The sequence below is a fragment of the Pseudomonas sp. HP_14 genome (assembly GCF_055283875.1).
The window spans coordinates 174,627-185,868 of sequence record NZ_JBTOQI010000042.1 but is presented as its reverse complement, the minus strand read 5'-3'; the positions used below and the strand labels follow the sequence as shown (position 1 = coordinate 185,868).

At 57.3% G+C, this 11,242-nt stretch carries 7 protein-coding genes; 2 read left to right on the top strand and 5 right to left on the bottom strand.

Annotated elements, in window-relative coordinates; translation table 11 throughout:
- Positions 1-25: 25 nt before the first annotated feature.
- Genes ACYASS_RS21310 through ACYASS_RS21290 form a run of 5 tightly spaced genes read right to left on the bottom strand, consistent with a single transcriptional unit; the run spans position 26 to position 6,186 of the window.
- Positions 26-982 carry a glycosyltransferase family protein gene (locus ACYASS_RS21310; protein WP_463587583.1) on the bottom strand — a complete coding sequence of 319 codons (957 nt, stop codon included), beginning with the start codon at positions 980-982 and terminating at the stop codon, positions 26-28.
- Between the two features lie 30 nt (positions 983-1,012).
- Positions 1,013-2,422, bottom strand: a complete 1,410-nt coding sequence (locus ACYASS_RS21305) for a PIG-L deacetylase family protein (RefSeq protein ID WP_463587644.1) — start codon at positions 2,420-2,422, stop codon at positions 1,013-1,015.
- Positions 2,419-3,315: an antimicrobial resistance protein Mig-14 gene (locus tag ACYASS_RS21300; RefSeq protein WP_463587582.1), complete on the bottom strand. Its 897-nt coding sequence runs from the start codon at positions 3,313-3,315 to the stop codon at positions 2,419-2,421. Before ACYASS_RS21300 ends, ACYASS_RS21305 begins: the two co-directional genes overlap by 4 nt.
- Entirely contained in the window at positions 3,315-4,445 is a 1,131-nt protein-coding gene (locus tag ACYASS_RS21295; RefSeq protein ID WP_463587581.1) for a glycosyltransferase, read from the bottom strand. The genes ACYASS_RS21300 and ACYASS_RS21295 overlap by 1 nt, the downstream gene beginning before the upstream one ends.
- Positions 4,429-6,186: a carbamoyltransferase family protein gene (locus ACYASS_RS21290; protein WP_122663189.1), complete on the bottom strand. Its 1,758-nt coding sequence runs from the start codon at positions 6,184-6,186 to the stop codon at positions 4,429-4,431. Before ACYASS_RS21290 ends, ACYASS_RS21295 begins: the two co-directional genes overlap by 17 nt.
- A gap of 342 nt (positions 6,187-6,528) precedes the next feature.
- Here ACYASS_RS21290 and ACYASS_RS21285 point away from each other — a divergent pair, with 342 nt between their 5' ends.
- Together ACYASS_RS21285 and ACYASS_RS21280 are read left to right on the top strand one after the other, a co-directional pair.
- Positions 6,529-10,059: a toxin VasX gene (locus tag ACYASS_RS21285; RefSeq protein WP_463587580.1), complete on the top strand. Its 3,531-nt coding sequence runs from the start codon at positions 6,529-6,531 to the stop codon at positions 10,057-10,059.
- Position 10,060: 1 nt separating this feature from the next.
- Positions 10,061-11,179, top strand: a complete 1,119-nt coding sequence (locus ACYASS_RS21280) for a hypothetical protein (protein ID WP_463587579.1) — start codon at positions 10,061-10,063, stop codon at positions 11,177-11,179.
- Positions 11,180-11,242 lie beyond the last annotated feature (63 nt).

The window sequence follows — 11,242 nt, the reverse complement described above, 5'->3', positions numbered from 1 at the left end:
AATCATTGAAATTTGAAAAAGGCGATCAAAGCCCCAGCCGGGACCTCAAACGGTCCACCCAGCCCATCGCAGGCATGGTACGCAGTGGCGGACGCATTTCTTCAACTATGGCCTTCCCTAGGGCGTGAAATGTAAAGCGTTGTTCAACCAAAGTCTGCCCATTACGCGAAATTTCATCTGCCAAGCCGGGGTTACCCCTTAGTTGCCGCAGTTTTTCCTGAAGCTGCGGGATGTCGCTGTAAAACACGATGTTGTGCATGTCGACGAAACCCAGCGCGCGATTCTCTTCAGCACCTTGATCGTAGGCCAGCAATACACAACCGCAGGCCATGGCCTCGAAGTTCTTGATCATGTATTCACCCATACCCACGTCGGCGCTGACGAAAAAGCGAATCCGGTTGAGGGTTTCGCAATACTCCTCACCTGACTTGGTACGGGTCACGACCAGCTTTTCAACACGGCCCAATTCGTCCAGTAACGCCTTGCGCCCACTGTACGCCACACTGTTGGTGCTGCCGACGAACGCCAACTCGATATCCCGCTCGCGATCACGCCACTGGAGTAGGCTCTGGTCGTAGCCTTTCGGGACAAATACGGCATCAAAACCTTCTTCGCGCAGCCGCTCACTGACATTGAACCCGGAACACATAACCCTCACCCACGGCAGTTTGCGGTAGTGGGCACTAAACTTTCCGGTGTACTTGCAGGTGATGTAGTTCTGGTAGGCATCGTGTTCGAGGATCACCAGATTGGGGATCGTGCGAATGAAACCGACCTGACGGATTTCATGCTTGAAGCGCAGGAAGAACACAATACGGTCGTATTGAGTAACGTCCACCTCGCGGCGGAAATAACTGCGCAGATTGCGTTGTTCCGCAGAAGTCAGCCAGCGCACATCACATTCGCAATGGGCGGCAATGCCCTCATAGAGGCGATCCAGAATGGCTCGTTGTTCTTTCTGAACCAAAAGTAAAACTTTCATTTTTTTCCTTGCAGTACCGCAGGCTGCTGCTCAGATATCTCTGCGCCAGAACAGCTCATGTCGGCGAACGGCCTTTCTGAAAAATTCGTTTTCGCCCTCGGCAGGCCAACGCCGCCCGGCCAGCACCTTTTGCAACCAGCGACGCACGCGCCGCTTGAACGGCATGGGTGGCTGCAGATCATGCATCATGCCTAGCGCCATGGCTTTATCACGCTGCTGCTCAACCGACAGTTCAAGGCAGTAGGGGATCATCTTCAACGAAGCATCAAATAATGGTGGCAAACAGACACCATTATAAGCATTACCCATGGGCCAGCGGTCATTGTCGTGCAAATGATTGGCATACCCCAGGATCACTTCAGGCTGCCACTCAAGCCCTTCCAGTGCCTCAAGGACCGCAGCCTGAGCGCAAATATGATCAGGATGAGGGTCGATGGCAGGATGAGGCATCACCAATACCTGAGGTCGCGCCTGCAAAAGCAGCGCCCGCAAATCTGCCAGCAAGTTGTGCCAGGTCGGCGCGCCGTCAACGTCGCCGGGCAGCGTCATGCTGTTGAACTGACGAAACATCCGCGTATCGGCAAGCTGCGCTTCACGTGAGGCAACAGGCTGGTCCGGCGCTGCCTGCATGGCTGGCAACTGCAGACAGAAATACCCCAGCTGAACACACTGAGATTCAGGCACTCCGCCCCACCGTGGCACGGCGATACTGTCCCAGGCTCTCAGCCGCCCCTTGATACGCGCAGCCTGGGCCTGATCCATGCCCATTTGCTGGTAATGCCCGGCTTCGATTTCGCCCGCCGTCAGCGTGACAATCCAGGTATCGGCCGCCTGGCTGTACAAGCCGAAAGCTGCCAGCTCTGCGTCATCGGCGTGAGGCGCGATGACCATGACCCTTTGCTGGCGGGCATCTGTCTGCCGGAACACCCACAGCCGAGGCTCACCGCGCAGCGTGCAGAAGCGACCCCGCAAGCGCAACGAACCCGCGGCCAGCCCCCGCCCAAGACCGGTCAGATTGAGGTATCGCATACCGCCAACGCCCCGCTCGAAGGCCTGACTGTCCGCGACATCTGCTCCAGTCAGCTCAACGCAAGGATCAAAAAAACGCCCCAGCCAGGAACTCTGAACATCAACGCCCAGAACAAGGGTTTCATCCCCGACCAGCTCCAGAGGCGCTTGCAGGTGTAATGTCTGGGCCTTGAGACTCACCCCCGCTACCTCCGCCTCTGCCGGAAAGTCATAGCGGTAATCGTCTTTCGGCGAATAGAACAGGTGATCGGCAAACCAGGCTTCGTGGGCGATCCAGCCAACGACAGCCAACAGCAGCGGCAGCCACCAGGCAACCAGCACACCGACGACAATCAGTAGAAGCAGCCCGACCAGCAGTGCCACGCGCTTGTTACGGCGATGGCGCTTGAGTAAAGCCTGCTTGCGGCTCAAATCTGGAATACCGGCACGGGGTTGCACCAACGATCCTTGTACTCTCGGTCTGAGCGACCGAATGAAAAACGCAGCGGCTTGCCCAGATTGCGAGCATCTTCCCAAGCGCTTTGCGTGTTCAGGAAACTCAGCACGCTGCCAGGACTGAACTCACGGGTTTCGGGGTCAACCCCACCGTTGATGTACTCGACGCTGATCCACTCTGGCGCCTCAACCCGATAAACCAGCTGGATGGCAATCGGCGAATCATTGAGAAAAACCACCGAACCAATCAACAGTTCGCGCAGCAGCTCAATGACCTCGGCCATACGTTCGGCACCGGTGGCAGGAAACCCCCAACGGCGCTGGAACAGGTCGCAGTACATACGGGCCAGCTCGGCACTACTGAAATCGGTTACTGGACGCACAACGCCGCCAGCTTCCTCCAGCAGTCGCAGCTCACGACGCTGGTTGTAGCGGAACTTCTTCGACAGTTCTTCTGGTGTGCGAGCCATGGCCAACGACTCGGCCTGAGGCTTGAGGGTGCTGATGCGCCCTTCATTGAGGGCAGAAAAATAACGCCCGCGGTGACGAACCGGTACCTGTACATCGGCGGCAATCGGCACTATCAACTCGGCATTACCGAGATCAAACAGACCTTTCTTGCCGTGGCTTTTCAGCACGTCTTTCGACAATGCGAGCGACCGGCCCCACGTAGGGATCGCCGCCTTGATCTCACCGTCTTTTTCCCAGCCGAGGTAACGCACCGGGATTTGCGCCAGACCCGCCAGACGCTCGACCACCACCGGGTGAGTCGCCACGCTACCGCCATAACGGTGCCACGCCTGTTGGTAAGCAGCCGCATCAATCAGCGTCCAGCCACGCTCGCGCCAGCCTTGAAATCGATTAAGCATCAGGACTCCGCAATCAGGCTGGTGACCTGAGGTAAACGCCAGAACACTTCACGTACCGCCTGATCAGAAAAGCGTTCGCGCAAACGCAGCAGCATCAGTTCAGCGCACTCGCGACGCTGGTCGGCATCGAGAGCCGACAAATGAATCAGCCCGTGAGCAAGGCGTTCAGTATCGCCGAGCGGGAACAGCACACCCACGCCCTCGACCACTTCCTTCGCCCCGCCACAGGATGTCGCCAACAAAGGCACACCTGCCACCATCGCTTCAAGCAGCACCATCCCGAACGGCTCGTGATCGGAGCTCAGGGCGAACACATCAAACGCTTTGTAATAGAGACTGGCCTGAGGCACTTGCCCCATGAAAAGCACCTGAGAGCCAATGCCCAGCTCCAGCGCCAAAGCCTTGAGCTCCTGTTCGAGCGGGCCTCTGCCAAGAATCACCAGTTGGCTGTTTGATGGCAGGCTTGGCAGCACTTTCGCAAAGCCACGCAGCAGACTGGCTTGATCCTTGTCTGGATGCAGCCTGCCAACGTTGCCGACGATCCAGGCGGATGAAGACAGACCCAGCTCGTTACGCGCCTGCTCGGCGCTAAGCTGGCTGGCTTGCAAGTGCTCGATATCAACACGGTTGTAGAGCGTCTGGATACGACCGGTCGGCCACGCGGGCAGACTTTTCTGCATGTCGTCACGTACGGCGTTGGACACGCCCAGCAAACTCAAACGCCTGCGAAACAGATGTGCAAAGAGTTTGCGGCCGCGACGTCGATAGTCAGCGAATGCATGGTGCACACCAATGACCGGCAGACGAGTCGCCAGAAGCGCGATGTACACCGGTTTGAAACGGTGCGCGATGCAGAAGCTGAAATTGCGTGAAGCAACGATCTCGCGCAAATCACGAATAGCGCGCAGCTTCAGGCCCCGGATCGCCGCAGAGCGGTACTCCATGAACAACACTTCATCGGACGCACAACCGGCAGCAGCATCGGCATCAGCCGCGCCGGTCAGGAATACCGTAGTTACCCGGTATCCCTTGCCAACGAACAGACTCGCGTATTGCCGGGCACAGTCTAGAAACGGGCCATCATAACCGTGACAAAACTGCAGCACATGGCGCTCAGCCGAGCGTGTCATAGGCTTCCACGCCGTCTTTGACCACCAGAATATCTTCCATGATCAGGTATTCGAGGTCCGAGCCAAAGAACATGTTCAAGGCATCGGTAGGCGAGCAGATCATTGGCTCGCCGCGACGGTTCAGCGACGTGTTCAGTGACACGCCGTTACCGGTCAGGTTTTCCAGCGCTTTCATCATGTCGTAATAGCGCGGGTTGTATTCACGCTTCAGGACCTGGGCTCGCGAAGTGCCGTCTTCATGGACAACCTCAGGCACGCGGGTTTTCCACTCTTCAGCCACTTCAAAGGTGAAGGTCATGAACGGCGCAGGATGATCAATCTTGATCATTTGCGGCGCTACAGTGTCGAGCATCGACGGGCAGAAAGGCCTCCAGCGCTCGCGAAACTTGATCTGATGGTTGATGCGATCAGCCACGCCAGCCACGCTCGGGCAACCGATGATCGAACGGCCACCCAATGCACGAGGACCAAACTCCATACGGCCCTGGAACCAGGCCACAGGATTGCCTGCAACCATGATTTGCGCGATGCGCTCCGGGGTGTTTTCGATCTGACGCCACACCGGCTTGCTCGGGTGACGTGCACAGGCGGCAATCACATCCTCGTTGGTGTAAGACGGGCCGAGGTAGACGTGTTCCATCTTCTCGACCGGCACACCACGAGCGTGGGAAACATAAGCCGCAGCACCGACCGCAGTGCCCGCATCACCCGAAGCTGGCTGCACGAACAGCTCTTTGACTTCAGGACGAGCAATGATTTTCTGGTTCAACTTGACGTTCAGCGCACAACCGCCCGCGAACGCGATCTTGCCGGTTTCCTTGAGGATGTCGCCCAGATAGTGATCCATCATCTGCAGCGCCAGCTTCTCGAACAGCGCTTGCATGCTTGCGGCGTAGTGGATGTAAGGCTCGTCGGCGATGTCGCCTTCGCGCTTCGGACCCAGCCACTCGATCAGTTTTGGCGAGAAGTAGAAACCTTTGCCCTTCTCTTTATAACGACGCAGGCCGATGACGTTGGCCAGCTCGGTGTTAATCACCAGCTCGCCGTTTTCGAAGGTCGCCAGACGCGAGAAATCGTATTTGCTGGCATCGCCGTATGGCGCCATGCCCATCACTTTGAATTCGCCGTCGAGCATCTCGAAGCCGAGGAATTCGGTGATCGCGCCATACAGGCCGCCCAGGGAGTCCGGATCGAAGAACTCTTTGATCTTGTGGATCTTGCCGTTTTCGCCGTAGCCAAAGAAGGTGGTCGCGTACTCACCCTTGCCATCGATACCGAGGATCGCGGTTTTCTCTTTAAAGCCGGAGCAGTGATAGGCACTGGAGGCGTGAGCCAGGTGGTGCTCGACCGGCTCGATCTTGATCTTCTTCGGATCGAAGCCCAGTTGCTCAAGGCACCAGACGATCTTGTTGCGATAACGCTTATAGCGACGGTTGCCCATCAGCAGCGCGTCGAGCGCACGATCCGGGGCATACCAGTAACGCTTGGCGTAGTGCCAGCGTGCCTTACCGAACAAGCTGATCGGCGCAAAAGGAATCGCCACTACATCGACGTCCGATGGCTTGATGCCAGCCTGCTCAAGACAGAACTTCGCCGACTCGTAGGGCATGCGGTTCTTTGCATGTTTATCGCGAACGAAGCGCTCTTCTTCAGCCGCTGCCACCAGCTTGCCGTCTATGTACAGCGCCGCGGAAGGATCATGGCTAAGGGCGCCGGACAGGCCAAGAATCGTCAATGCCACTGGGGTCTAGCCTCTTTAGTCTGCATGCAGGCGGCAAACGCCTGAGAAAAATATGTGCCCTCGCAGCGGGGCGAGGAACAGCTAAAGGGCGGGATTATAGCGTAATGACACGCGGATTTGCTTGGCTGTGAGTAAATCTGGCGCAAGCCGCAGGTTGGTTAGCGGGCGTATGAATCTACGACGCGCTGCGTAGGGCTTTTCCCAAAGTGATTTCCGGGGATTGAGGGCCCGCCGCGCATCAGCCACTCTCCCGCCCTCGCTCAGGGTCGGGCTCAAGTATTAAGCGCTCCGCCATCTGGACCCTGGCCTCCTCGAATCGCCAGCCCAAGGCAAGGAGCCTGCATGACCACCCCTCATATTACGCCGCGTGGCCATATGGCCAATCTGGTTGCCAAGGCCAGACCCGCCGAGGCACCTGATGCGGGCGGATTTTGTCCGTTGATGAGTCAGACCCTGCAACTGCTGCCGGTGCGTTACGGGCTGGTGGAAGACCTCGACCCGTCCATCGAAATCACTATGCCGTACAAATTGCAGGCCTTGCCCTTGGGCTTTCGCCTGCTGCGCGATGGCTATCTGTACATCATCGACAGCGCCACCGGCATGCTGCACGAGTACCAGATAGCCCATGGTTCAGTGACTGCGTTGCTGTTCAAGGGCGATCAGGTCACCGGGGATCGTCGGACTGATGTGATTGAAACTGATCCAGCGCTGGCGTTCTCTCGCAGCAGCGTGCTGCACGTCGCCTTTTCCGAGGTCCAGTGGACGGCTTTCAAATGCGCGCAGGTGATGAAGGTCGCCACCGAGCGTGAGTACTTCATGCAGCGAGTCAGCTTTGAAGGTATTGAAAAAGATCAAGCCAGGGACTTGATAGACGATAAACGCATGGCCGTGTGGCTGGCTGAAAGCAGTGGGGCCTGGACCGATAAACCGGACGATGCGTCGACGAAGATTCCCTACGTCTGGGAACACACACCGCTGTATCGCCAGACGATTATTGAAGAGTTCACCAGCCAGATCACTACCGCCCATAAGCGTGATTTTCTGTTTCTCGCTGTTCGCGATGACGTCGGTGTGATGCGCGATCTGGCGCATTATCAGGATCAGGTGGTCGGCCAGATCGAAAAATGGGCTAACAGTGGTACCGAGGAAGGTCGCGTCGAGCGCGACTACTTGCTGGGCTGCTACATCGAATCGCTCACTCAGATCAGCGAGGCCGATCTCGGCAAGCGGGCTGAGGCTGATCCCGCTTTTGCATCCGTGCTCGATGATATTGAGCAACTTGCCGAGCCGGAACGCAGTGATACCCGCGCAACCTTGCGGGAAGTGATGAGCGAGGACAACAGTCAGCACCCCGCGCCCAGCGTCGATGACCCATCGTTGCCCGCCGAGCTGCAAGTCAGGCTGAAACAGATCCCGCCCAGCGCTGATCCGTCGAATCCATATGCCGGGGAGGCGGATCGGATACGCACCCTTCAGCAGTATTACCTTGAGCAGCATTTTACCAATACCAGCCCGGCGTTTATTGCCCGACATCGCCAGCCCCTCTGGCGGCTCTATCGCCAGATGGACAAGCGCACGAAGGAACTGCTCCTCGGCGCCAAATTCGGCCAGCGCGGCATCAATGACCTGATCGATCGCCCGCGCATGGATGCCTTTCTCAAGCAGCAACGGGCAATCCTGCAGCCACTCAACGAGCTACTGGAAAAGATCACCCAGGATCGAATTGATCTGCTGCTCAAAAACCGCCTGCATCGAGCGATCTGGTATTACGACGTCGAAGACAGCGAGCAGGTTGATCACGCCTTGCTCACCGAATACGCCTGCCTGAAAGATATCTGCCGCAGCGACAAAGCCGTTGATTCGGTACTGGATTGGCTGAACAACAACCCGACCATGTCCCGCCCCATGTTCTACGCCGCGCCGTTGAGCGCGCAAACCGAGCTGGGCGTGCAGTTTGCAGTATTCACAAATGCGAGCTGGCTGTTTTTCAAGGACGCACCGCAATGGCTGGAACGCCTAAAACAATGGGGAGCAGGGCTGGTGCTCGACACCGGGCGGCTATCCCCCGCCTCTCAAGTCAACCTCACGGCTGCCTGGGGCACACTGGCTCCAGCGTTGCAGATGGGCATCCAGCAGGCGGTGCAGGCCTTCTTGCAGCAGATGGAAAAAGGCCAGCTGCCGGATATGGACGCGCTGTTTCGCAGCCTGCCCAAGGCGGCGGGCGTAGCGATTCTTGATGCAGCACGCCGGGAGAACGTGACCTTTCAGGTGGCCAGCGCCGAAGACCTGCAAAACCTTGGCAAGACCGTCAAAGCCGTGCAGCAGCATCGTGATCGCCTGCGCACCTTGACCAGCATGTCCCGCGAGCGCAGGGCCGCAGACCGTTCCTGGCACCTGAGTCCCGATGCCAACTGGTTTAAAGAGCAACGCCAAACCAAACGACAGTCCTTGGCTGAACTGGAACAACAACTCGCCAAGGCCATGAGCCCGGTGGCAGAGCTGCCGACCGACTCAACTCACCTGCAATTCTCGTCACCCGGCAAGCCGGGGTTAGCGTTGGTATTCCCTGCGCAACAGCATCGTGAGGTTCGGTCGGTGCTGGAGAGTTATCGAAAGGGTGTGGTGGTGGCGCCGAAGGCCGGGCTGCTCGGGGATGGGGCTGGGTTGTTGGTGTTTGTGGCGCAGGCGGTGAATTTGATGGTGGTGAGTAGAGAGACCTTCTCTGGCGCGGAAAAACAAAGGCAACTGACAGCATTTGCCAGCAGCCTATTTGCAACTACCGCGGCTGGATTTGGTGCAGCGCAAGGCATTGCCGATACAGCACTAAGCGCCCATGCCGCAGAGATGGCGAAAAACTTTAAGAAAGCTGAACTGCTGGGCGTTCATGTGCAAATGGGAAAATTGCATATTGGTTTAGGAGGGGCTGGCTATATTGCGGGGTTAATTGCCGCAGGTATGAGCCTAGCTAACTCCCATAGCAATTGGCAGGACGCGGTTCGCAACGGAAGCAGCGAAGCACTGAATGGTGCCGTGATCAGCATGCTCGGCAACAGCGGTTTTCTGGCCAGCAATAGTTATGGCGCAATACAAACAGGTATTGCCTTCAAAAATGTCCTGGCTACCGCTAGTAACTCCCCTACCCGGATAGCAGCATGGGCAGCAGCAGGTACTCGCCTGTCCACGGTTTTTTTACGTTTCAACCTGGCAGGGATTTTGTTTACTGCCCTGGAGCTTTCCGGCAGTTGGTACTTCAACCGCAACAACCTCAGCCGACACGATCGCTGGCTGCTGAACACACCATGGGGCCAAGGCAAGGCCCCTGATCTGTGCCTTTCTTTATCTCTTGATCATTATTTGAAAGAACTACGCGCGCATTACCAGGCCCCGCGTATACAAATTATACCGAGAAGCGATGATGCACCTCGCCGGTTCTTGCTGCATTTCCCGACACTGTTTGCTGCTGAACTGACAAAGCCCCTTGGCAGTCATGCCAGTGCTTCCGTGCTCAATATTGGCGGCTATCAATTGATACGCAAGATCGAAGGCCGAATGGGCAGGCCAGAGCGATGGAGCCCCTTGGGCACAGCCCTGGAGGATCGTCTACACATCAAAGCGCGCAACCCACTGATCGTGGAATTGACGGATGTGCGCAGCCTTATCAATTCAGATCTGTCCAGCCACACTGACATCGTGCTCTCAATCCAGCTGGGACCCATCACTTCAAAGGGGCAGCACGAGGCCAACGTGTATGAGGTGCGATTCCCGGTGTTTGGCGAAAGCGGCGACTTCCCGGCGATTGACCTCGATCCACCGGGAGAACAATGCGAATACTTCGCTATCCATCCCGGCCTCATGCCAGAGGTGAAAGAATAAGATGGCAAAAGACATTACTGGCCCGCCGCCCATCAATCACGCGCCGAGCGCTGGCATGCTGGAGATGTTCCCGACCGGCCAGGTGACCTATCTGGCCCCACTACCATTACCCACCGATCTGCCGGCGCAGGACTACGGCGGCGCTGTAGGCGAAGTAAACGATATTTATATGGACTTTGGTGTAGGTTTGCCTGCCGTGTTTGGATGGCAGATGACGCTGGGCTTACCTTTCTGGGCCGTCTGGTTCTCTGGCCTTTTTGCTCCAGCACTCATTTGGTTCCTGACACTTACCTGGGGTGATGGGTTTGATCGAGCAGCGGAAAATGCTCTGTATTACCTGCCCTTTGGCATGGAAGTTGGCTGCTGGGCCGCCGCAGTCGCCCTGACCATGTACCTCGCCATAACCTTCCACCACCTCCTCAAATACAAAGAAGTCATCCCCACCCGCTTCAACCGTCAACGCCGGGAAGTTTGTTTCGTCCCCCGCGGTCATACCGAGCCTATCTTCGTGCCATGGGAATCGCTATCAGCATGGGTCGTTCAAGCGCAATCGGTCACGCAGTACGGCATGGACATCCGCTACGCTATGGGCGTCGGGTTTTATCATCCGCCCCACGACGAGCATTACAGCCTGGAGTTTTTCTGTGCCGGGTTTGATCTGGCGGTGTGCAACTGGGAGGCGATTCGGGCGTACATGGAATACGAGGTTCACACCCTCAAGGAAATCCAGGACCCGCTGGACCTGCAAAACCCTGGTGATCCGCCTCATGAAGGGCTGCATACGTTTTACAACGCACGGGAGCGCATGCGGCGTCGGCGCAAGAATCGCGAGGTGGGCTTCTTCTATCCGTTTTGGTGGTACATGTACCACGTGCTGACCTTATGGACTTTGCCCAATCACCTTACCGAATGGGAAATCCGCCGCATCAAAAAAATCCGCCGCGCCGGCATTCCGCAGGCGATGCAAAGCTGGTCAGAGCCACTGCCAGAGGAGCAATGGGCCAAGCCCAGTGGAAAGTTAAAGCGCATGAGCCAAGCGGTCAAAACGCTGCACGGACAAAAGCCTGATCAAAACATTGCGGCGCGGTTTACCGAGGTACAGCAGGCGAGCACTCTGTAGCTCACGAGCAGCGCGATGCAGCGATTAAGTTAGGTCTGACACACCGCGATCGCGACCGTCGTA